At 53.0% G+C, this 20,722-nt stretch carries 22 protein-coding genes; 15 read left to right on the top strand and 7 right to left on the bottom strand.

All coding sequences use genetic code 11. From position 1 onward, the window contains the following. Nucleotides 1-6: 6 nt before the first annotated feature. Genes eutB through eutR form a run of 5 tightly spaced genes read left to right on the top strand, consistent with a single transcriptional unit; the run spans nucleotide 7 to nucleotide 4,556 of the window. Nucleotides 7-1,368: an ethanolamine ammonia-lyase subunit alpha gene (gene eutB, locus QUE74_RS15935; protein ID WP_000769961.1), complete on the top strand. Its 1,362-nt coding sequence runs from the start codon at nucleotides 7-9 to the stop codon at nucleotides 1,366-1,368. Between the two features lie 20 nt (nucleotides 1,369-1,388). Beyond that, nucleotides 1,389-2,276 carry an ethanolamine ammonia-lyase subunit beta gene (eutC, locus tag QUE74_RS15930; protein WP_000372322.1) on the top strand — a complete coding sequence of 296 codons (888 nt, stop codon included), beginning with the start codon at nucleotides 1,389-1,391 and terminating at the stop codon, nucleotides 2,274-2,276. Between the two features lie 9 nt (nucleotides 2,277-2,285). Further along, nucleotides 2,286-2,945, top strand: a complete 660-nt coding sequence (gene eutL / locus QUE74_RS15925) for an ethanolamine utilization microcompartment protein EutL (protein ID WP_001111034.1) — start codon at nucleotides 2,286-2,288, stop codon at nucleotides 2,943-2,945. A gap of 12 nt (nucleotides 2,946-2,957) precedes the next feature. After that, nucleotides 2,958-3,458: an ethanolamine utilization microcompartment protein EutK gene (eutK, locus tag QUE74_RS15920; RefSeq protein WP_001295463.1), complete on the top strand. Its 501-nt coding sequence runs from the start codon at nucleotides 2,958-2,960 to the stop codon at nucleotides 3,456-3,458. A gap of 45 nt (nucleotides 3,459-3,503) precedes the next feature. Beyond that, the gene (eutR, locus tag QUE74_RS15915; protein WP_000753720.1) at nucleotides 3,504-4,556 is read left to right on the top strand and encodes an HTH-type transcriptional regulator EutR; all 1,053 of its coding nucleotides are present in this window, start codon (nucleotides 3,504-3,506) and stop codon (nucleotides 4,554-4,556) included. Nucleotides 4,557-4,632: 76 nt separating this feature from the next. On the opposite strand, the gene QUE74_RS15910 is transcribed toward eutR, so the two are convergent. The 4 genes from QUE74_RS15910 to amiA form a co-directional block, all read right to left on the bottom strand. Beyond that, on the bottom strand, nucleotides 4,633-4,950 hold the full coding sequence (locus QUE74_RS15910; RefSeq protein ID WP_001285748.1) for a hypothetical protein: 318 nt from the start codon (nucleotides 4,948-4,950) through the stop codon (nucleotides 4,633-4,635). 40 nt (nucleotides 4,951-4,990) lie between these two features. Then, nucleotides 4,991-6,253 carry a DUF1963 domain-containing protein gene (locus QUE74_RS15905; protein WP_000149701.1) on the bottom strand — a complete coding sequence of 421 codons (1,263 nt, stop codon included), beginning with the start codon at nucleotides 6,251-6,253 and terminating at the stop codon, nucleotides 4,991-4,993. Nucleotides 6,254-6,390: 137 nt separating this feature from the next. Continuing rightward, nucleotides 6,391-7,290 carry an oxygen-dependent coproporphyrinogen oxidase gene (gene hemF / locus QUE74_RS15900; RefSeq protein ID WP_000803900.1) on the bottom strand — a complete coding sequence of 300 codons (900 nt, stop codon included), beginning with the start codon at nucleotides 7,288-7,290 and terminating at the stop codon, nucleotides 6,391-6,393. A gap of 3 nt (nucleotides 7,291-7,293) precedes the next feature. Further along, nucleotides 7,294-8,163 carry an N-acetylmuramoyl-L-alanine amidase AmiA gene (gene amiA, locus QUE74_RS15895; RefSeq protein WP_000102907.1) on the bottom strand — a complete coding sequence of 290 codons (870 nt, stop codon included), beginning with the start codon at nucleotides 8,161-8,163 and terminating at the stop codon, nucleotides 7,294-7,296. A 213-nt stretch (nucleotides 8,164-8,376) separates the two neighbouring features. Here amiA and QUE74_RS15890 point away from each other — a divergent pair, with 213 nt between their 5' ends. The 4 genes from QUE74_RS15890 to yfeX all read left to right on the top strand — a co-directional run bounded on the left by QUE74_RS15890 (nucleotide 8,377) and on the right by yfeX (nucleotide 10,869). Next, nucleotides 8,377-8,802: a GNAT family acetyltransferase gene (locus tag QUE74_RS15890; protein ID WP_000406000.1), complete on the top strand. Its 426-nt coding sequence runs from the start codon at nucleotides 8,377-8,379 to the stop codon at nucleotides 8,800-8,802. Then, nucleotides 8,789-9,238 (top strand): DUF2919 domain-containing protein, encoded by a 450-nt coding sequence (locus QUE74_RS15885; RefSeq protein ID WP_001354808.1) that lies wholly within the window; start codon nucleotides 8,789-8,791, stop codon nucleotides 9,236-9,238. Before QUE74_RS15890 ends, QUE74_RS15885 begins: the two co-directional genes overlap by 14 nt. A gap of 60 nt (nucleotides 9,239-9,298) precedes the next feature. Next, on the top strand, nucleotides 9,299-9,874 hold the full coding sequence (locus QUE74_RS15880) for an RpoE-regulated lipoprotein (protein ID WP_000838951.1): 576 nt from the start codon (nucleotides 9,299-9,301) through the stop codon (nucleotides 9,872-9,874). Between the two features lie 95 nt (nucleotides 9,875-9,969). Beyond that, complete coding sequence (gene yfeX, locus QUE74_RS15875) at nucleotides 9,970-10,869, top strand: porphyrinogen peroxidase (protein WP_000084590.1); 900 nt, start codon at nucleotides 9,970-9,972, stop codon at nucleotides 10,867-10,869. Between the two features lie 57 nt (nucleotides 10,870-10,926). On the opposite strand, the gene pbp4b is transcribed toward yfeX, so the two are convergent. Genes pbp4b through murQ form a run of 3 tightly spaced genes read right to left on the bottom strand, consistent with a single transcriptional unit; the run spans nucleotide 10,927 to nucleotide 14,555 of the window. Continuing rightward, nucleotides 10,927-12,228, bottom strand: a complete 1,302-nt coding sequence (gene pbp4b / locus QUE74_RS15870; RefSeq protein ID WP_001354807.1) for a penicillin binding protein PBP4B — start codon at nucleotides 12,226-12,228, stop codon at nucleotides 10,927-10,929. Between the two features lie 2 nt (nucleotides 12,229-12,230). Continuing rightward, nucleotides 12,231-13,655 (bottom strand): PTS N-acetylmuramic acid transporter subunit IIBC, encoded by a 1,425-nt coding sequence (murP, locus tag QUE74_RS15865; RefSeq protein ID WP_001040487.1) that lies wholly within the window; start codon nucleotides 13,653-13,655, stop codon nucleotides 12,231-12,233. Nucleotides 13,656-13,658: 3 nt separating this feature from the next. Next, nucleotides 13,659-14,555 carry an N-acetylmuramic acid 6-phosphate etherase gene (gene murQ / locus QUE74_RS15860; RefSeq protein ID WP_001175598.1) on the bottom strand — a complete coding sequence of 299 codons (897 nt, stop codon included), beginning with the start codon at nucleotides 14,553-14,555 and terminating at the stop codon, nucleotides 13,659-13,661. A gap of 163 nt (nucleotides 14,556-14,718) precedes the next feature. On the opposite strand from murQ, the gene murR reads away from it, so the two are divergent. From murR to cysA, 6 genes are all read left to right on the top strand, one after another. Further along, entirely contained in the window at nucleotides 14,719-15,576 is an 858-nt protein-coding gene (gene murR / locus QUE74_RS15855) for an HTH-type transcriptional regulator MurR (RefSeq protein WP_000966433.1), read from the top strand. A 128-nt stretch (nucleotides 15,577-15,704) separates the two neighbouring features. Continuing rightward, nucleotides 15,705-16,496 carry an SDR family oxidoreductase UcpA gene (gene ucpA, locus QUE74_RS15850; protein WP_000517442.1) on the top strand — a complete coding sequence of 264 codons (792 nt, stop codon included), beginning with the start codon at nucleotides 15,705-15,707 and terminating at the stop codon, nucleotides 16,494-16,496. Between the two features lie 303 nt (nucleotides 16,497-16,799). Beyond that, nucleotides 16,800-17,816, top strand: coding sequence for a thiosulfate/sulfate ABC transporter substrate-binding protein CysP (cysP, locus tag QUE74_RS15845; RefSeq protein ID WP_000290221.1), 1,017 nt, complete (start codon nucleotides 16,800-16,802; stop codon nucleotides 17,814-17,816). After that, entirely contained in the window at nucleotides 17,816-18,649 is an 834-nt protein-coding gene (gene cysT / locus QUE74_RS15840) for a sulfate/thiosulfate ABC transporter permease CysT (protein ID WP_000458406.1), read from the top strand. Before cysP ends, cysT begins: the two co-directional genes overlap by 1 nt. After that, nucleotides 18,649-19,524, top strand: a complete 876-nt coding sequence (gene cysW / locus QUE74_RS15835; RefSeq protein WP_000852699.1) for a sulfate/thiosulfate ABC transporter permease CysW — start codon at nucleotides 18,649-18,651, stop codon at nucleotides 19,522-19,524. Before cysT ends, cysW begins: the two co-directional genes overlap by 1 nt. After that, complete coding sequence (gene cysA / locus QUE74_RS15830; RefSeq protein WP_000021027.1) at nucleotides 19,514-20,611, top strand: sulfate/thiosulfate ABC transporter ATP-binding protein CysA; 1,098 nt, start codon at nucleotides 19,514-19,516, stop codon at nucleotides 20,609-20,611. Before cysW ends, cysA begins: the two co-directional genes overlap by 11 nt. Nucleotides 20,612-20,722 lie beyond the last annotated feature (111 nt).

The raw sequence follows: 20,722 nt of genomic DNA, 5'->3' as shown, positions 1-20,722 counted from the left end.
CGACTTATGAAACTAAAGACCACATTGTTCGGCAATGTATATCAGTTTAAGGATGTAAAAGAGGTGCTGGCTAAAGCCAACGAACTGCGTTCGGGGGATGTGCTGGCGGGCGTTGCAGCGGCAAGCTCACAGGAGCGCGTGGCGGCAAAGCAGGTGTTGTCGGAAATGACCGTAGCGGACATCCGCAATAATCCGGTGATTGCCTATGAAGATGACTGCGTTACGCGGTTGATTCAGGACGACGTTAACGAAACGGCATACAACCAGATTAAAAACTGGAGCATCAGCGAACTGCGTGAGTATGTGCTGAGTGATGAAACCAGCGTTGACGACATTGCTTTTACCCGCAAAGGGCTGACCTCGGAAGTGGTCGCGGCGGTAGCGAAGATTTGCTCTAACGCGGACCTGATCTACGGCGCGAAGAAAATGCCGGTAATCAAAAAGGCCAATACAACTATTGGTATTCCGGGCACCTTCAGCGCCCGTTTGCAGCCAAACGATACCCGCGACGACGTGCAAAGTATCGCCGCGCAAATCTACGAAGGGCTTTCTTTCGGGGTGGGCGATGCGGTGATCGGCGTTAACCCGGTGACTGACGACGTGGAAAACTTAAGCCGCGTGCTGGATACCATCTATGGCGTGATCGACAAATTCAACATTCCGACCCAGGGCTGCGTGCTGGCGCACGTTACTACCCAGATTGAAGCGATCCGTCGCGGCGCGCCGGGCGGGCTGATTTTCCAGAGCATCTGCGGCAGCGAAAAAGGGCTGAAAGAATTTGGCGTGGAGCTGGCGATGCTCGATGAAGCACGCGCAGTGGGCGCAGAGTTTAACCGTATCGCCGGGGAAAACTGCCTCTACTTCGAAACCGGGCAGGGTTCTGCGCTATCGGCGGGCGCTAACTTCGGTGCAGATCAGGTAACGATGGAAGCGCGTAACTACGGGCTGGCACGTCATTACGATCCGTTTATCGTCAACACCGTAGTGGGCTTTATTGGGCCAGAGTATCTCTACAACGACCGGCAGATTATCCGTGCGGGCTTAGAAGATCACTTTATGGGCAAACTGAGCGGCATTTCTATGGGCTGTGACTGCTGCTACACCAACCACGCTGACGCTGACCAGAACCTCAACGAAAACCTGATGATCCTGCTCGCCACCGCAGGCTGTAACTACATCATGGGGATGCCGCTGGGTGATGACATCATGCTCAACTACCAGACTACGGCCTTCCACGACACCGCCACTGTGCGTCAGTTACTCAACCTGCGCCCGTCACCGGAGTTTGAACGCTGGCTGGAAAGCATGGGCATTATGGCAAACGGTCGCCTGACCAAACGGGCGGGCGATCCGTCACTGTTCTTCTGATGACGCGGAGATAACACATCATGGATCAAAAACAGATTGAAGAAATTGTACGCAGCGTGATGGCGTCAATGGGACAAGCGGCCCCCGCGCCGTCAGAAGCAAAATGCGCCACTACCACCTGTGCAGCACCGGTGACCTCGGAAAGCTGCGCGCTGGATTTAGGTTCCGCAGAAGCAAAAGCGTGGATTGGCGTTGAAAACCCGCATCGCGCAGACGTATTAACAGAACTGCGCCGCAGCACCGTGGCTCGCGTCTGTACCGGTCGTGCCGGTCCGCGTCCGCGTACCCAGGCGTTGCTGCGTTTCCTGGCCGATCACTCTCGTTCGAAAGACACCGTACTGAAAGAAGTGCCGGAGGAGTGGGTGAAAGCGCAGGGCTTGCTGGAAGTCCGCTCTGAAATTAGCGACAAAAATCTCTATCTGACTCGCCCGGATATGGGCCGCCGCTTGTGTGCAGAGGCTGTTGAAGCGCTGAAAGCGCAGTGTGTTGCCAATCCGGACGTACAGGTGGTTATTTCCGATGGTCTATCTACTGATGCGATCACCGTGAACTATGAAGAGATTCTGCCACCGCTGATGGCGGGCCTGAAACAGGCCGGGTTGAAAGTCGGCACACCGTTCTTTGTGCGTTACGGTCGCGTGAAGATTGAAGATCAGATTGGCGAACTTCTTGGCGCGAAAGTGGTGATCCTGCTGGTGGGTGAACGTCCGGGGTTGGGGCAGTCAGAAAGTCTCTCCTGCTACGCCGTTTACTTGCCGCGTATGGCAACCACCGTTGAGGCCGACCGTACCTGTATCTCTAACATTCACCAGGGCGGCACGCCGCCGGTTGAAGCCGCAGCCGTCATTGTGGATTTGGCGAAACGTATGCTGGAGCAGAAAGCATCCGGCATCAACATGACCCGATAAGGAGGCATCATGCCAGCTTTAGATTTGATTCGACCGTCGGTAACCGCCATGCGGGTGATTGCCTCTGTTAACGCCGAATTTGCGCGTGAACTGAAATTGCCGCCGCATATTCGTAGCCTCGGGCTGATTTCTGCTGATTCCGATGACGTCACCTACATTGCGGCTGACGAAGCGACCAAGCAGGCGATGGTTGAAGTCGTGTATGGTCGCTCGCTGTATGCGGGAGCTGCACACGGGCCGTCACCGACTGCCGGTGAAGTGCTGATTATGCTCGGGGGGCCAAACCCGGCGGAAGTGCGTGCCGGTCTGGATGCGATGGTTGCGCATATTGAAAATGGCGCTGCTTTCCAGTGGGCTAATGATGCAGAAAACACAGCCTTCCTGGCGCATGTCGTTTCGCGTACCGGCTCTTATCTCTCATCAACCGCCGGGATCACGCTTGGCGATCCGCTGGCGTATCTGGTGGCACCGCCGCTGGAAGCGACCTACGGCATTGATGCAGCGTTGAAATCTGCCGACGTGCAGCTGGTGACCTATGTCCCGCCACCGTCTGAAACCAACTACTCGGCAGCATTTTTAACCGGTAGCCAGGCCGCGTGTAAAGCAGCCTGTAACGCCTTTACCGATGCAGTGCTGGAAATCGCGCGTAATCCAATCCAGCGTGCGTAACGGAGGTTGCCGATGATCAATGCACTGGGATTGCTGGAAGTGGACGGCATGGTCGCCGCGATAGATGCAGCTGATGCCATGCTCAAAGCAGCTAACGTTCGTCTGCTCAGTCACGAAGTGCTTGACCCTGGTCGCCTAACGCTGGTGGTGGAAGGCGATCTGGCGGCGTGTCGTGCGGCGCTGGACGCAGGTTGTGCTGCCGCGATGCGTACCGGGCGTGTCATCAGCCGTAAGGAGATCGGTCGGCCAGACGATGACACCCAGTGGCTGGTTACTGGCTTTAACCGCCAACCGAAGCAACCCGTAAAGGAACCCGACGCGCCAGTTATCGTCGCGGAATCTGCTGACGAGTTGTTGGCGCTGTTAACATCAGTACGTCAGGGAATGACGGCAGGAGAAGTGGCTGCCCACTTTGGCTGGCCGCTGGAAAAAGCCAGAAATGCGCTCGAACAGCTCTTTTCTGCCGGGACGTTACGTAAACGCAGTAGTCGTTATCGTCTCAAGCCCCATTAACCTGTCGGAGGTGCCGGGTGTCCTACAACACCCGGCATTAACATCATGAAAAAGACCCGTACAGCCAATTTGCACCATCTTTATCATGAACCCTTACCCGAAAACCTGAAGCTCACGCCGAAGGTCGAAGTGGATAATGTTCATCAACGACAGACAACGGATGTCTATGAACATGCTTTGACGATTACCGCCTGGCAGCAGATTTACGATCAGCTGCATCCGGGCAAGTTTCATGGTGAATTTACGGAAATTCTACTCGATGATATTCAGGTTTTTCGTGAATACACCGGTCTGGCGCTGCGTCAGTCGTGCCTGGTCTGGCCGAACTCGTTCTGGTTTGGCATTCCGGCGACGCGCGGTGAGCAGGGATTTATCGGTTCGCAATGTCTGGGAAGCGCAGAAATTGCGACACGCCCTGGAGGAACCGAGTTTGAATTAAGTACGCCGGACGATTACACGATCCTTGGCGTGGTGCTTTCTGAAGATGTCATCACCCGTCAGGCTAACTTTTTGCATAACCCGGAAAGGGTGCTGCATATGTTACGTAACCAGTCGGCGCTGGAAGTGAAAGAGCAGCATAAAGCCGCGCTGTGGGGCTTTGTCCAACAGGCTCTGGCGACATTTTGCGAGAACCCGGAAAATCTCCATCAGCCTGCAGTGCGAAAAGTGCTGGGGGATAATTTGCTAATGGCGATGGGGGCGATGCTGGAAGAAGCGCAGCCAATGGTGACGGCGGAAAGTATCAGCCACCAGAGTTACCGTCGCTTGTTGACCCGCGCGCGTGAATATGTGCTGGAGAATATGTCCGAACCGGTAACCGTGCTGGATTTGTGCAATCAACTGCATGTCAGCCGCCGCACGCTACAAAACGCGTTTCACGCTCTTTTAGGCATTGGCCCAAACGCGTGGCTGAAACGCATTCGCCTGAACGCCGTGCGCCGCGAACTGATAAGCCCGTGGTCGCAAAGTACAACGGTCAAAGATGCCGCCATGCAGTGGGGATTCTGGCATCTGGGGCAATTCGCCACGGATTACCAGCAACTGTTTGCCGAGAAGCCGTCTCTGACGCTACATCAGCGGATGCAGGAACTGGAGTGAGGGTGAGGGCCGGATGAGGATGGTGTTTGATCCGGTCCATAGTGAAGTTACAAATTACGTTGAATTGCTATGTATTTTATTGCCCAACGGGATAGGCGATAAACAAACCGACAATTGTCAGAATACACGCCAGCAGGAATACCAACATACAATTTACGCGCTTTCGCGAAATTTTAAATAAATAGCAAAATAGTGTTGTTACCACGATCACTACCGGGATAGTCATAAAATTAATAACGATGAGTGCTATCAATCCAAAACTTGCTCCTCCACCGTGGGGAATAAAAATGTGTTCTTCAAAATAAACTTCTATAGCAAATGCCAGCACACATCCCAGAAAACTCATATCCAGATGAGGGTGCCATTTACTTTCTTTATTTGATGTGTCTGACATTCTTAAATGCTCCCGTGAGCAAACTGGCGCAAAATAATTTCTAAGATTGCTGATAAGACGTCGCTGTTGTCCGGCACTCCGGGCAGATAAACGCGTAAATTATCCCTTCGCCATATTGTTCAATATCGGCATAATCCAGTTGCGCAAGAAACATCATTGTGTGGGAACATTGCGGACAGAGAGGATATTCCGCGTCCTGAATCCAGGTTGGATGCCCGCCAAGTTGCGAGAAAGAGACAGGTAAAAATGGGTCTGCGGCAAATAACGGTGACCTAAGGTTTCCCTGTCTCATGCTGTTTACAGGGAGTCGACGCCATTCCGATACATCATCCGGCAGCCAGGCAGGCGGGATATTTTTTGCAGACAAATGAGCGTTACCCTTTGAGTCCATGTAGCCGAAAATGGTGCTGTAGGCGGTGCAACATTCGCAAGTCACGACGCGAAAACTGCCGTTATCGCTAAGACCCGTTGCCTTCAGGTCAACGTCGAAAAGATTTGTTAGGGGCAATGCGCACTTTGGACAGGTATCGCTGCGTTCATCAACAACACGCAAAGCTTCGCAAGACCCGGTGCTTTTCATCTCCAGATGAAAACATTGAGGAAAATAGAGATTACGCCTTTGATCTTCAGCGGTTAACTCCCAACCGGCCTCATGCGCATATTCTTCTGGCGCGATGTAAAGTGAACTGCGCCACAGCGGCGGGTTATTGCGCCAGTAGGCAAAACGTTCAACAACAACGTCATCCCCAATCCATGCCAGACATTGCAGAATACAATTTCTGTTTTCTGCATCATCCTCAACCCGTTCTAACAGCGTATCGCGAACATCCGCTGGGGCGCGGTGGAAAGGCAGAGGAGAATAAGCGTCTAAATCATCATAAGAGATCCACTCTCGTAAATATGCATCCAGATTTGCCTGGGTAAACGCCGCCAGACAAAGACAAATCTCCTGAGCGTGTTCATATTCACCAGACGCAAAGCGTTCTGTGGCGTAATCAGCCATTTGCTGCGCTTGCTCGGCGGTCAACTGTTGATACAGGGCATCGGTGGGAACGGGGCAGGGAGTCCAGTCGATTAACGCATCGAATTTCCGCGGTTGGTGAATTAATTTAAGCATGGCAACCGGATCGCTTAACCCAGCAAACGCATTCACGATCTTTTTGTTTTTCTTGATATATTCGTCGTGCTCACGCTGCTGTTGGGCCTGCTCGCAGGGCATGCAGTATCCGTTAGTACGCGCTGCGGTTTCCGGAAGAATGGTTGATGTACAAGCGGGGCTTTTACAGGGAATACGGTGAGTCATAGAGGCGCTCCTTGCCTGAGGATATTAAGTCGAAAGAGATTATTATTAGATATTAGGGTGTCACTATGGCACACAAATTAAACAGAATTAATTTCAAGCCACAAACATAGGGTTATTTTTCTTTTATTTTCATGATATTAAATCCAATCCTTGACCTTAATAAACTCACTTAACGCCGCTTCCGGGCTGCCTGCTTCTGGCTGATAATCATATTCCCAGCGTACCAGTGGCGGCATTGACATCAGGATAGACTCGGTGCGCCCGCCAGTTTGCAGGCCAAACAGCGTTCCGCGATCCCAGACCAGGTTGAACTCGACATAGCGACCGCGACGGTAGAGCTGGAAATTGCGCTCGCGCTCGCCGTATTCCATCGCTTTGCGTCGTTCAACAATCGGTAAATAAGCGTCGGTGTAGCCGTGACCTACCGCCTGCATAAAGGCGAAACAGTGATCAAAGTCTGGCGTGTTCAGGTCATCAAAGAACAACCCGCCAATGCCGCGTTGTTCGTTACGATGTTTGAGGTAGAAGTATTCGTCGCACCACTTTTTGTAACGCGGATAAACGTCTTCGCCAAATGGCAGGCACAGGTCACGGGCGGTGCGGTGCCAGTGAATGGCGTCTTCTTCAAAACCATAGAAAGGGGTTAAATCGAAGCCGCCGCCAAACCACCAGACGGGCTCGGCACCCGGTTTTTCGGCAATAAAAAAGCGCACATTCGCGTGGCTGGTGGGAACGTACGGGTTATGCGGATGCACTACCAGCGAAACGCCCATCGCTTCGAAACTGCGTCCGGCAAGTTCCGGGCGATGAGCAGTGGCGGAAGCAGGCATCGCCTCACCGTGGACATGTGAAAAGTTGACGCCCGCCTGTTCGAAAACACCACCATTACGCAACACCCGGCTACGTCCGCCGCCGCCAGCTTCGCGCTGCCAGCTATCTTCGACAAATTCTGCGCCATCGACGGCGCTCAACTGCTGACAAATTGTATCCTGAAGGTTGAGCAGAAACTGTTTAACCTGGTGTGCGTTGGGTTTCATCTCTTACCGCTTTCTCGAGTGTGCTTTCTGGTTGTCAAACCAGTGGAAATAACTGATCACGCCTTCGGCAATGGCTGTGGCGATTTTCTGGCGAAATGCCGCCGTGCCTAACAGCCGCTCTTCTTCCGGGTTGGTGATAAAAGAAGTTTCCACCAGCACCGAAGGAACAGATGGCGATTTCAACACTACAAACGCGGCTTGTTCGGTATTGCGACTGTGCAGCTTATGCACCGGCTTAATCTTCTTCAGAATATGCGAGCCAAGCGTCAGGCTGTTTTTAATGGTATCGGTTTGCACCAGATCAAACAGCACTTGCTGCAATAGGTGATCCTTGTCAGTCGCTTTTTTACCGGCAACTTCATCAGCGCGGTTTTCGCGTTCAGACAGGTATTTCGCCATTGCGCTACTTGCGCCGCGGTTAGAGAGAGCAAATACCGAAGCACCGGCAGCTTTCGGGTTAGTAAAGCCGTCGGCGTGAATTGACATAAACAGGTCAGCGCCATGTTTATGGGCGATTTCAACGCGATCGTACAGCGGGATAAACGTATCGCCAGAACGCGTTAAACGCGCATCAATGCCATGATTACGCAATATGGAACGGACGTTTTTGGCAATCGCCAGCACCACATGTTTTTCTTTCGATCCATTGCGACCAATCGCTCCGGTATCAATTCCGCCGTGGCCTGGATCGAGAACAACGACACGTTTGCCGCCGCTTTTTTTGGCTTTCGGCTTACTGTGTCCGTTACTGGTTTTTAAAGGTTCTTCTTTGGCGATGGCTTGCGACATTCCTGACAACGTCAGGGCAGCCAATCCGGCTTTCAGCACCTGGCGGCGCGAAGTGAGTGTTTTTAGTGGTTTAAAAGTGCTCATACGGCCTGAGTTGTAATAATAAAGTTCCAGATGTTATATCGTATCGCGTAATCCGTTACGACCGTTTGCTGTTGAGAATTGTTTTACTTTTCATTTCAATAGTTGACAACTCCCCATTATGCCACTTTTTTAACCGATTTTCGTCAGATATTGGCTAATTCGACCGTTCACGCCATAATCAGCCTTTTAACCCGCAAAAAGGTAACGAATACCATGGAGATACGCGTATTTCGCCAGGAAGATTTCGAAGAGGTCATCACCCTTTGGGAGCGTTGCGACTTGCTGCGTCCGTGGAACGATCCGGAAATGGACATCGAGCGCAAAATGAACCATGACGTCAGTCTGTTTCTGGTCGCTGAGGTAAACGGTGAAGTGGTCGGAACGGTGATGGGCGGTTATGACGGGCATCGCGGGTCTGCTTATTATCTTGGCGTGCATCCAGAGTTTCGTGGGCGTGGGATTGCTAATGCGTTGCTTAATCGGCTGGAGAAAAAGCTGATTGCTCGCGGCTGCCCGAAAATTCAGATCAATGTGCCGGAAGATAACGACATGGTGCTCGGAATGTATGAACGCCTTGGATATGAACACGCCGACGTGCTGAGTCTGGGCAAGCGTTTGATTGAAGATGAAGAGTACTGAGTTTCATCCTGCCCATTATGATGCGCACGGACGCCTGCGTTTACCTTTTCTCTTCTGGCTTGTGCTGTTGCTTCAGGCGCGAACCTGGGTGCTGTTTGTCATTGCCGGTGCGTCGCGTGAGCAGGGTACTGCGCTGTTGAATCTGTTTTATCCCGATCACGATAATTTCTGGCTGGGGTTAATTCCTGGCATTCCTGCGGTGCTGGCGTTTTTGTTGAGCGGTCGGCGGGCTACGTTTCCTCGCATCTGGTATGTACTCTATTTTCTGTTGCTGTTGGCGCAGCTCGTTTTGCTTTGCTGGCAACCGTGGTTGTGGCTGAACGGTGAATCCGTTAGCGGTATCGGTCTGGCGCTGGTAGTGGCGGATATTGTGGCGTTAATCTGGCTGCTGACCAATCGACGTTTACGCGCTTGTTTTAATGAAGAAAAAGAATAACGGCACTTTTTGGTGAATTTGCACTCCAAGCAACGTTATTGAATAACCAAAGGAAGTGACATGAAATCGCTGCGTTTAATGTTATGCGCTATGCCGTTGATGCTGACCGGCTGTTCCACGATGTCGTCAGTTAACTGGTCTGCCGCTAACCCGTGGAACTGGTTTGGGTCGTCCACCAAAGTGAGCGAGCAGGGCGTTGGTGAATTAACGGCGTCCACACCACTGCAAGAACAAGCCATTGCCGATGCGCTTGATGGCGATTATCGCCTGCGCAGCGGAATGAAAACCGCGAACGGCAACGTGGTGCGCTTTTTTGAAGTGATGAAAGGCGACAACGTGGCGATGGTGATTAACGGCGATCAGGGCACGATCAGCCGCGTTGATGTGCTGGATAGCGATATTCCAGCTGACTCCGGTGTTAAAATCGGTACACCGTTTAGCGACCTTTACAGCAAAGCATTTGGCAATTGCCAAAAAGCTGATGGTGATGATAATCGTGCCGTCGAATGTAAAGCCGAAGGCAGTCAACATATTAGCTACCAGTTCAGCGGGGAATGGAGTGGTCCTGAAGGGTTAATGCCTTCGGACGATACCCTGAAAAACTGGAAAGTCAGTAAAATTATCTGGCGGCGTTAATTTGCGTCTGAACAAACCGCCGCCGCGAAAAAACACGTAAAATAGCGCCCAACAATGCCACGGATTGCGTGGCATTCTTATTTTCAGGAGGAACAATGTCTCAGGTTCAGAGTGGCATTTTGCCAGAACATTGCCGCGCGGCGATTTGGATCGAAGCCAACGTGAAAGGGGAAGTTGACGCCCTGCGTGCGGCCAGTAAAACATTTGCCGACAAACTGGCAACTTTTGAAGCGAAATTCCCGGACGCGCATCTTGGTGCGGTAGTTGCCTTTGGTAACAACACCTGGCGTGCTCTGAGCGGCGGCGTTGGGGCCGAAGAGCTGAAAGATTTTCCGGGCTACGGTAAAGGCCTTGCGCCGACGACCCAGTTCGATGTGTTGATCCACATTCTTTCTCTGCGTCACGACGTAAATTTCTCTGTCGCTCAGGCAGCGATGGAAGCCTTTGGTGACTGCATTGAAGTGAAAGAAGAGATCCACGGCTTCCGTTGGGTTGAAGAGCGTGATCTGAGCGGCTTTGTTGACGGTACAGAAAACCCGGCGGGTGAAGAGACGCGTCGCGAAGTGGCGGTTATCAAAGACGGCGTGGATGCAGGCGGCAGCTATGTATTTGTGCAGCGTTGGGAGCACAACCTGAAGCAACTCAACCGGATGAGCGTTCACGATCAGGAGATGATGATCGGGCGTACCAAAGAGGCTAACGAAGAGATTGACGGCGATGAGCGTCCGGAAACTTCTCACCTGACCCGTGTTGATCTGAAAGAAGATGGCAAAGGACTGAAGATTGTTCGCCAGAGCCTGCCATACGGCACTGCCAGCGGCACTCACGGTCTGTACTTCTGCGCCTACTGCGCGCGTCTGCATAACATTGAGCAGCAACTGCTGAGCATGTTTGGCGATACCGATGGCAAACGTGATGCGATGTTGCGTTTCACCAAACCGGTCACTGGCGGCTATTATTTCGCGCCGTCGCTGGACAAACTGATGGCGCTGTAAGCGCTTCTGATTCGATGATTAAAGGCCAGCCAGTATCACAACTGACTGGCCTTTTTATTACTGCTTTAACGCCGCATACACCTGATCCACCACCCAACCATAAGTTGCAATCGGTAGCTGACCGCTTTCGAACATATTGGGATTTTTGTGTGGATCGGCAACTGGTGAATGTGGCTTGTTGCTTAACATCACAATCGCCATATGATTGATAGGATCGATAACGGTCACCGTCCCGGTCCAGCCAGTGTGACCGTAGGTTTGCGGGCTTGCCAGCGTGCCAAACGTCGGCGTCATGGTGGCATTACCATTCACGCGCCAGCCGAGGCCAAAAGTAGCATCTTCCTTAGAGCTGGTGGTGAACATCTTCACCGTTTCCGCACTGAACAGCTGCACATCGCCATAGCCGCCGCCGTTCAGCATCGTTTGCATTAACACCGCAATATCGCCGGTATTGGAAAACAAACCTGCGTGCCCGGAAACGCCGCCCATCGAATAGAATGCTTTTTCATCGTGCACCTGACCCCAGAGAGTGGAGGTGCGGATATTCGGGAAGTGAATCACGCCATCGCGGGTATTGCCGTTCAGTTCCGTGGCGGCAATTTGCTGTGGTTTAAAGCCTTTCAGCAGCGGATTAAACACCGTATGCGTCAGGCCGAGCGGGCGATAAATCGACTCTTCAACATAGCGGTCAAGCGGCTGACCAGTAACTGACTCGACGATAAATCCAAGCAGCATATAATCGACATCGCTGTAGATATGTTTGCTGCCGGGCTGATATTCCAGGGGCGTGCGCTTGATCATTTCCAGCGTCTGGCCTTTATCCTGGGAATATAACGCGCCCGCGACGGCTTTATTTGGGTATTGCGGGTCTGCCGGGAAACCGCCGCTGTGATGCAGCAGATCAGAAATCCGCAGCGTGTTTTTGCCTTTGATGGTGTCATTTGGACTGTCGGCAAATCCCGGAATATATTTCGCAATCCGATCGTCAGGATGTAGTTTGCCTTCGCTCATTAGCTTTTGTAGGGCGAAGTTAGTGGCGTACATTTTTGTGTTTGAGGCCAGGTCATACAGCGTCTCGGTGGTTGCTTTTACTGGCTGCTTCATTAACACGCTGCCATCGTACTTTTTCGCCGCGCCCCAGGCTTTGCGATACACAATCTGATTATCTTTAATGATCAGCAGGTTAACGCCGGGATAACCGGCATCAACTTGCTGGCTAATCCAGCGATCCATCTGATTAAGCCGTTCGACGTTAAACCCTGCTTTCTCTGGCGAACTTTCTGTCAGAACAGGGTATTTTGCGGCGCTGACGCTACAGCTGACAGCCAGCAGAGAAAAATAGAGCATTGTCCGTTTCATAATCAGTCCAGATTGACGTTACGGCAGCCAAAGAGTGTGGTGAAAATAAACCCACAAACCCATGCCACCAGAATCCCGCCAGCGTAAACCGCCATTGCCGGAAGGATGCCTTGCGCGGATGTCATCAGCGGCAGCGCCACCAGGCCAGACGGCCCAAAGGCGCTGTTTAAGCCCATCGGCAGACCCCACCAGGCTATCAGGCCGATAAACAAACCGCCCGCCGCGCCACCTAAACAGGCAGTAACAAACGGTTTCATGCGGGGTAGGGTAACGCCGTAAATTAACGGTTCGCCAACGCCCAGCAGGCCGGGAATAATTGCCCCGCGGACCTGACTGCGTAATGCACTGTGCGGTTGCGCCCGCCAGTAGAGTGCCAGCGCCGCACCCACCTGGCCCGCGCCTGCCATTGAAAGGATGGGGAACAGGCTGTTGAATCCCTGGCTGTCCATTAAGGCCAGGTAAACAGGAATAAAGCCCTGATGCACGCCAAACACCACGGCGATCAGGAATAGCCCTGCTAAAACTGCACAACCGAGCGGATTACTGTTCAGGTGCATAAACAGCCACGACATGCCTTCGAATAACCAGCCACCCAGCGGCATAATGATCAAATACGCCAGTGTGGCGGTGATCAGCAGAGTGATTAACGAGGTCAACAGCATGTCGAGATCGTCTGGCATAAAGCGGCGCACCATGCCTTCGATGCGGGCGCAGGCCCAGGCGGCAATCAACACGCCGATAATATTGCCACGCGGATCGATGGGCAGACCGAAGAAATCGTGAAAACCGGCGTAGTAACCGGTGGTGGCAGCAGGGTTATAACCGAGCAAAAAGAGCGCGGCGATAATTGCGCCATTGACGCCCGTGCCGCCAAATGCCTGGGCAGCGTTATAGCCCACCAGAATCACCAGGAAAGTGAACAAACCTTTGCTGAACACCTTCATAAAATTCAACGCATCAGGTAGCGTTCCCTGAGCATCTGCCGGAACGTGCATCACGGTGGCAATTAACGTCGCTATCCCCAGCAACAGACCCGCAGCAATAAAACCGGGGATCAGCGGCGTGAAGATAGTGGCGAATTTGGCAAGAAACTGTTGCACGCCGGAGGTCTGTTTGGCTTTTAACTGGCGTTTATTCTGAGCGGCGATTTCTGCGGCATCCTGTACCGGGGCTTCGCCCAGCAGTTCGCTCATCGCTTTTGCGGCACGATGCGCTTTACCTGGTCCAAAAACGACCTGTACCTGATCGCTGGTCAAAATGACGCCCTTCACGCCTTCCAGCGTTTTGATATTGGGATCAACCAGTGAACTGTCATGTACACCCAGACGCAGGCGCGTCATACAGTTACCACAACTGGCGATATTCCCCGGTCCGCCGACACGGGTAAGGATGGTGTTCAGAAGTTCACTGCTGATCTCTTTGGCCATGGGTTATTCCTTGTCTAAAACCTGACGAATAAAGCCGCCGTGTTGATCCAGGCGTTTTTTTGCTTCTGCGGCATCGAGATTTTTCAGCACCATCACAATGGCCGTTTTGCAGTTGCGCTCGCAGGCAATTAACGCCGCTTCCGCTTGTTCGGCGTTACATCCGGTGGCGTTTTTAACGATATTGACCTGGCGCACATGCAATTTTTCGTTGGTGGCGACCACATCGACCATCAGGTTGCCGAACACTTTGCCGGATTTAATCATCAGCCCGGTAGAAAGCATATTGAGCACCAGTTTCTGCGCTGTGCCTGCTTTCATTCGCGAAGAACCGGTAACCACTTCGGCACCAACCACCGGAGTAATAGCAAACTCAGCGGTGGTTGAAACGGCGCTCCCCGGATTACAGGAAATGCCCACTGTGCGGCAACCGAGTTGGCGTGCGTATTCCAGCCCGGCAATCACATACGGTGTGCGACCGCTGGCAGCAATACCAACCACCACATCCTGTGCGGTTAAGCCGATATTTTTTAGATCGTTAACACCACCTTCCCGGCTATCTTCTGCGCCTTCCACCGCGTGCTGAATGGCATATTCACCGCCAGCAATCAAACCAACCACCAGGTCCGGTTTGACGCCGTAGGTCGGCGGACATTCGCTGGCATCAAGAATACCCAGACGACCGGAAGTCCCCGCACCGATGTAAATCAGTCGACCGCCGCCGCTTACCTGGGCGTGGATAACATCGATCGCTGCGGCGATATCCGGCAGTACACGCTCAACGGCAAGTGGTACGGTTTTATCTTCATCGTTGATAATCCGGCACATTTCCAGCGTTGATACGCGGTCAATTTCAGCCGAAGCGGCGTTCGAGCCTTCGGTAATCATCTTTTCAAGTTGCATCGGTGGTGACCTTACTATTTACGATCAAATAATTGCAGATGGATGGAATCATATATCCCGAATTGACAGACTTAAAGGAATCATTGAGTCTACACTCGCAGAGTGTGAAGAGCGTCATAAGAACTTAAGCGGAATTTTTGCTGCCAGCCCAGGAGAGTGGAAGATGTTGTACCTGACGAAAATACGCAATGCAGAAAGTGAATTTACCGAGAACGAGCAAAAAATAGCTGACTTTCTGCAGGCTAAAGTGAGTGAGCTGAAATCCGTCTCTTCGCGCAAGATGGCGAAACAGCTCGGTATCAGCCAGTCGAGTATTGTGAAGTTTGCCCAGAAGCTCGGCGCGCAAGGATTTACTGAATTGCGTATGGCGTTAATTGGCGAATACAGTGCCAGCCGGGAGAAAACGAATGCCACGGCGCTGCACTTGCACAGTTCGATTACCAGTGACGATTCGCTGGAAGTGATTGCCCGCAAACTGAATCGCGAAAAAGAGCTGGCACTGGAGCAAACCTGCGCCTTACTCGATTACGCGCGGCTGCAAAAAATCATTGAGGTCATCAGTAAAGCGCCGTTTATCCAGATAACAGGCCTGGGCGGGTCGGCGCTGGTGGGGCGCGATCTTTCATTCAAACTGATGAAAATTGGTTATCGCGTGGCCTGTGAAGCCGACACGCACGTACAAGCTACCGTTTCCCAGGCGTTGAAAAAAGGTGATGTACAAATCGCTATCTCTTACAGCGGCAGTAAAAAAGAGATTTTGCTATGCGCCGAGGCAGCGCGAAAGCAGGGGGCAACGGTGATTGCCATTACTTCACTGACTGATTCTTCGCTGCGGCGGTTGGCACATTTCACCCTCGATACCGTTTCTGGTGAAACCGAATGGCGTAGCTCGTCGATGTCCACCCGCACGGCGCAAAATTCGGTTACCGATTTACTGTTTGTTGGGCTGGTACAACTTAATGATGTCGAGTCATTGAAAATGATTGAGCGCAGCAGTGAGCTAACACAACGCCTGAAATGATGCATAAAGCAGCGACTGGATTGAGATTTTCCTGAATTAGTGAGCTGATCCGCAGCAATATTTTGTTTATCCTGTATTTTCAGAGGGAATGGAGTGTAACGCTCTGTATTAACAAGGAGAGCATTAAAATGGGTAAACTCACGGGCAAGACAGCACTGATTACGGGCGCATTGCAGGGAATTGGCGAAGGAATTGCCAGAACTTTTGCGCGTCATGGCGCAAACCTAATCTTGCTGGATATCTCCCCTGAGATCGAAAAGCTGGCGGACGAACTGTGTGGTCGTGGTCATCGCTGTACGGCGGTTGTCGCCGATGTGCGTGACCCGGCGTCGGTAGCCGCAGCTATCAAGCGCGCAAAGGAAAAAGAAGGGCGCATTGATATCCTGGTGAATAACGCAGGCGTTTGTCGTCTGGGCAGTTTCCTCGATATGAGCGATGAAGATCGCGATTTCCATATTGATATCAATATAAAAGGCGTATGGAACGTCACGAAGGCGGTGCTGCCGGAGATGATTGCCCGCAAAGATGGTCGCATTGTGATGATGTCTTCGGTCACTGGCGATATGGTGGCCGATCCGGGCGAAACGGCGTATGCCTTAACGAAAGCGGCGATTGTTGGCCTGACTAAATCGCTGGCGGTGGAGTACGCGCAGTCTGGTATTCGCGTTAACGCCATCTGCCCAGGATATGTTCGCACGCCAATGGCGGAAAGCATCGCGCGTCAGTCAAACCCGGAGGATCCGGAATCGGTGCTGACTGAAATGGCGAAAGCAATCCCGCTGCGTCGCCTCGCCGATCCGCTGGAAGTTGGCGAACTGGCGGCCTTCCTCGCATCCGATGAATCCAGCTATTTAACCGGTACACAGAATGTGATTGATGGCGGCAGCACACTGCCGGAGACGGTTAGCGTCGGCATCTGATTCACCTCTGTTTCCTCCCTGCATGTGTGGGGAGGATTTCGTCTTGAACTAAGTTCACCAGGCTATTTTATTTGTCATTTTGGCCCCGGGCAGTGCTCGAAATCCTCACGTACTATGTGTACGCTCCGGTTTCTCCGCGCTGTTCGTGTCCAAACTGACTGCAACAATTACGCCTGTTGAACCAAGTTCTTATTCCCTTTTCAACTTCCAAATCACCAAACGGTATATAAAACCGTTACTCCTTTCACGTCCGTTATAAATATGATGACTAATAGAAAGTCATTTAATTAATAAGGGTGCGCAATGGCCGTTAACTTACTGAAAAAGAACTCACTCGCGCTGGTCGCTTCTCTGCTGCTGGCGGGCCATGTACAGGCAACGGAACTGCTGAACAGTTCTTATGACGTCTCCCGCGAGCTGTTTGCTGCCCTGAATCCGCCGTTTGAGCAACAATGGGCCAAAGACAACGGCGGCGATAAACTGACGATAAAACAATCTCATGCCGGGTCATCAAAACAGGCGCTGGCGATTTTGCAGGGCTTAAAAGCGGACGTTGTCACTTATAACCAGGTGACCGACGTGCAGATCCTGCATGATAAAGGCAAGCTGATCCCGGCTGACTGGCAGTCGCGCCTGCCGAATAACAGCTCGCCGTTTTACTCCACCATGGGCTTCCTGGTGCGTAAGGGCAACCCGAAGAATATCCATGACTGGAACGATCTGGTGCGCTCCGACGTGAAGCTGATTTTCCCGAACCCAAAAACCTCCGGTAACGCGCGTTATACCTATCTGGCGGCATGGGGCGCAGCGGATAAAGCTGACGGTGGCGATAAAGCCAAAACCGAACAGTTTATGACCCAGTTCCTGAAAAACGTGGAAGTGTTCGATACCGGCGGTCGTGGCGCGACCACTACTTTTGCCGAGCGCGGGCTGGGCGATGTGCTGATTAGCTTCGAATCGGAAGTGAACAACATCCGCAAGCAGTATGAAGCGCAGGGCTTTGAAGTGGTGATTCCGAAAACCAACATTCTGGCGGAATTCCCGGTGGCGTGGGTCGATAAAAACGTGCAGGCCAACGGCACGGAAAAAGCGGCAAAAGCTTACCTGAACTGGCTCTACAGCCCACAGGCGCAAACGATCATTACCGATTATTACTACCGCGTGAATAACCCGGAAGTCATGGACAAACTGAAAGACAAATTCCCGCAGACCGAGCTGTTTCGCGTGGAAGATAAATTTGGCTCCTGGCCGGAAGTGATGAAAACCCACTTCAACAGCGGCGGCGAGTTAGACAAGCTGTTAGCGGCGGGGCGTAACTAATGTTTGCAGTTTCTTCCAGACGCGTGCTGCCGGGCTTTACCTTAAGCCTCGGCACCAGTCTGCTGTTTGTGTGCCTGATTTTGCTGCTGCCGCTCTCCGCACTGGTGATGCAACTGGCTCAGATGAGCTGGGCGCAGTATTGGGAGGTGATCACCAACCCGCAGGTGGTTGCGGCCTATAAAGTGACGCTGCTGTCGGCGTTTGTGGCATCGATTTTTAACGGCGTTTTCGGCCTGCTGATGGCGTGGATTTTAACCCGCTATCGCTTTCCGGGCCGCACGCTGCTTGATGCGCTGATGGATTTACCGTTTGCGCTACCAACGGCGGTAGCAGGTTTAACGCTGGCCTCGCTCTTTTCCGTGAACGGTTTTTACGGTGAATGGCTGGCGAAGTTTGATATCAAAGTCACCTATACGTGGCTTGGTATCGCGGTGGCGATGGCCTTTACCAGTATTCCGTTTGTGGTGCGTACCGTGCAGCCGGTGCTGGAGGAGTTAGGCCCGGAATATGAAGAAGCCGCAGAAACGCTCGGCGCAACGCGCTGGCAGAGTTTCTGCAAAGTGGTGCTGCCGGAGCTTTCTCCGGCGCTGGTGGCGGGCGTGGCGCTGTCGTTTACCCGTAGTCTCGGTGAGTTTGGTGCGGTGATTTTTATCGCCGGGAACATCGCCTGGAAGACGGAAGTGACGTCGCTGATGATTTTTGTTCGCTTACAGGAGTTTGATTACCCGGCGGCGAGCGCAATTGCTTCGGTGATCCTCGCGGCGTCACTGCTGCTGCTGTTCTCAATTAACACTCTGCAAAGTCGCTTTGGTCGGCGTGTGGTAGGTCATTAATGGCGGAAGTGACACAGTTGAAGCGTTATGACGCGCGCCCAATTAACTGGGGCAAATGGTTTCTGGTTGGCATCGGGATGCTGGTTTCGGCGTTCATCCTGCTGGTGCCGATGATTTACATTTTCGTGCAGGCATTCAGCAAAGGGCTGATGCCGGTGTTACAGAATCTTGCTGACCCGGACATGCTGCACGCTATTTGGCTGACGGTGATGATCGCGCTGATTGCCGTACCGGTAAACCTGGTGTTCGGTATTCTGCTGGCGTGGCTGGTGACGCGCTTTAACTTCCCCGGACGCCAGTTATTGCTGACGCTGCTGGACATTCCGTTTGCCGTGTCGCCGGTGGTTGCCGGTCTGGTCTATCTGCTGTTCTACGGCTCTAACGGCCCGCTCGGCAGCTGGCTGGATGAACATAATCTGCAAATTATGTTCTCCTGGCCGGGAATGGTGCTGGTCACCATCTTCGTGACCTGTCCGTTTGTGGTGCGCGAGCTGGTGCCGGTGATGTTAAGCCAGGGCTGCCAGGAAGACGAAGCGGCGATTTTGCTTGGCGCGTCTGGCTGGCAGATGTTCCGCCGCGTCACGCTGCCGAACATCCGCTGGGCGCTGCTTTACGGCGTGGTGCTGACCAACGCCCGCGCGATAGGCGAGTTTGGCGCGGTGTCGGTGGTATCCGGCTCGATTCGCGGCGAAACACTTTCGCTGCCGTTACAGATTGAATTGCTGGAGCAGGACTACAACACCGTCGGCTCCTTTACCGCCGCTGCGCTGTTGACGCTGATGGCGATTATCACCCTGTTTTTAAAGAGTATGTTGCAGTGGCGCCTGGAGAATCAGGAAAAACGCGCGCAACAGGAGGAACATCATGAGCATTGAGATTGCCAATATTAAGAAGTCGTTTGGTCGCACCCAGGTGCTGAACGATATCTCACTGGATATTCCTTCTGGTCAGATGGTCGCATTGCTGGGGCCGTCCGGTTCCGGGAAAACCACGCTGCTGCGGATTATCGCCGGGCTGGAGCATCAAACCAGCGGGCATATTCGTTTCCACGGCACCGACGTCAGCCGCCTGCATGCACGCGATCGTAAAGTCGGTTTCGTGTTTCAGCATTACGCGCTGTTCCGCCATATGACGGTGTTCGACAATATCGCCTTCGGCCTGACGGTGCTGCCGCGTCGCGAGCGCCCGAATGCCGCAGCCATCAAAGCGAAAGTGACAAAATTGCTGGAAATGGTGCAGCTTGCGCATCTGGCGGATCGTTATCCGGCCCAGCTTTCAGGCGGGCAGAAACAGCGTGTGGCGCTGGCGCGCGCGCTGGCTGTGGAACCGCAAATTCTGCTGCTTGATGAACCGTTTGGCGCGCTGGATGCGCAGGTGCGTAAAGAGCTGCGTCGTTGGCTGCGTCAGTTGCATGAAGAGCTGAAATTCACCAGCGTGTTCGTTACCCACGACCAGGAAGAAGCGATGGAAGTCGCCAACCGCGTTGTGGTGATGAGCCAGGGCAATATCGAACAGGCTGATGAACCGGATCAGGTCTGGCGCGAACCGGCGACCCGTTTTGTGCTGGAGTTTATGGGCGAAGTGAACCGCTTGCAGGGAACGATTCGCGGTGGGCAGTTCCACGTTGGTGCGCACCGCTGGCCGCTGGGATACACCCCTGCGTATCAGGGGCCGGTGGATCTCTTCCTGCGCCCGTGGGAAGTGGATATCAGCCGCCGCACCAGCCTCGATTCGCCGCTGCCGGTGCAGGTGCTGGAAGCCAGCCCGAAAGGCCACTACACCCAATTAGTCGTGCAGCCGCTGGGGTGGTATGAAGATCCGCTCACCGTGGTAATGCGTGGCGATGATGCGCCAGTGCGCGGCGATCGTTTGTTCGTCGGGCTGCAACATGCGCGGCTGTATCACGGCGACGAGCGTATTGAAACCCGTGATGAGGAACTTGCCCTCGCACAAAGCGCCTGATAGGTTGAGTGAATGTTAAACGCCCGGAGGCGCTTCCCGCGATCCGGGCTTTTTAATGGCAAGGTTTTGTAACCTGTAGGCCTGATAAGACGCGTAAACGTCGCATCAGGC

This window comes from Escherichia sp. 10290 (assembly GCF_030295155.1).
Classification (GTDB): domain Bacteria; phylum Pseudomonadota; class Gammaproteobacteria; order Enterobacterales; family Enterobacteriaceae; genus Escherichia; species Escherichia coli_F.
Note: the sequence above shows the minus strand (reverse complement) of the source record. Positions and strands in the feature narration are given on the sequence as shown.

Excerpts from the sequence above, each read along its gene's own strand:
- yfeX (WP_000084590.1), top strand. The coding sequence starts at position 9,970 with ATGTCTCAGGTTCAGAGTGGCATTTTGCCAGAACATTGCCGCGCGGCG.
- cysW (WP_000852699.1), top strand. The coding sequence starts at position 18,649 with ATGGCGGAAGTGACACAGTTGAAGCGTTATGACGCGCGCCCAATTAAC.
- cysA (WP_000021027.1), top strand. The coding sequence starts at position 19,514 with ATGAGCATTGAGATTGCCAATATTAAGAAGTCGTTTGGTCGCACCCAG.
- hemF (WP_000803900.1), bottom strand. The coding sequence starts at position 7,290 with ATGAAACCCAACGCACACCAGGTTAAACAGTTTCTGCTCAACCTTCAG.
- eutL (WP_001111034.1), top strand. The coding sequence starts at position 2,286 with ATGCCAGCTTTAGATTTGATTCGACCGTCGGTAACCGCCATGCGGGTG.
- murQ (WP_001175598.1), bottom strand. The coding sequence starts at position 14,555 with ATGCAACTTGAAAAGATGATTACCGAAGGCTCGAACGCCGCTTCGGCT.
- eutR (WP_000753720.1), top strand. The coding sequence starts at position 3,504 with ATGAAAAAGACCCGTACAGCCAATTTGCACCATCTTTATCATGAACCC.
- eutB (WP_000769961.1), top strand. The coding sequence starts at position 7 with ATGAAACTAAAGACCACATTGTTCGGCAATGTATATCAGTTTAAGGAT.
- murR (WP_000966433.1), top strand. The coding sequence starts at position 14,719 with ATGTTGTACCTGACGAAAATACGCAATGCAGAAAGTGAATTTACCGAG.
- ucpA (WP_000517442.1), top strand. The coding sequence starts at position 15,705 with ATGGGTAAACTCACGGGCAAGACAGCACTGATTACGGGCGCATTGCAG.
- murP (WP_001040487.1), bottom strand. The coding sequence starts at position 13,655 with ATGGCCAAAGAGATCAGCAGTGAACTTCTGAACACCATCCTTACCCGT.
- cysT (WP_000458406.1), top strand. The coding sequence starts at position 17,816 with ATGTTTGCAGTTTCTTCCAGACGCGTGCTGCCGGGCTTTACCTTAAGC.
- eutK (WP_001295463.1), top strand. The coding sequence starts at position 2,958 with ATGATCAATGCACTGGGATTGCTGGAAGTGGACGGCATGGTCGCCGCG.
- QUE74_RS15905 (WP_000149701.1), bottom strand. The coding sequence starts at position 6,253 with ATGACTCACCGTATTCCCTGTAAAAGCCCCGCTTGTACATCAACCATT.
- QUE74_RS15880 (WP_000838951.1), top strand. The coding sequence starts at position 9,299 with ATGAAATCGCTGCGTTTAATGTTATGCGCTATGCCGTTGATGCTGACC.
- cysP (WP_000290221.1), top strand. The coding sequence starts at position 16,800 with ATGGCCGTTAACTTACTGAAAAAGAACTCACTCGCGCTGGTCGCTTCT.
- QUE74_RS15910 (WP_001285748.1), bottom strand. The coding sequence starts at position 4,950 with ATGTCAGACACATCAAATAAAGAAAGTAAATGGCACCCTCATCTGGAT.
- QUE74_RS15890 (WP_000406000.1), top strand. The coding sequence starts at position 8,377 with ATGGAGATACGCGTATTTCGCCAGGAAGATTTCGAAGAGGTCATCACC.
- amiA (WP_000102907.1), bottom strand. The coding sequence starts at position 8,163 with ATGAGCACTTTTAAACCACTAAAAACACTCACTTCGCGCCGCCAGGTG.
- QUE74_RS15885 (WP_001354808.1), top strand. The coding sequence starts at position 8,789 with ATGAAGAGTACTGAGTTTCATCCTGCCCATTATGATGCGCACGGACGC.
- pbp4b (WP_001354807.1), bottom strand. The coding sequence starts at position 12,228 with ATGAAACGGACAATGCTCTATTTTTCTCTGCTGGCTGTCAGCTGTAGC.
- eutC (WP_000372322.1), top strand. The coding sequence starts at position 1,389 with ATGGATCAAAAACAGATTGAAGAAATTGTACGCAGCGTGATGGCGTCA.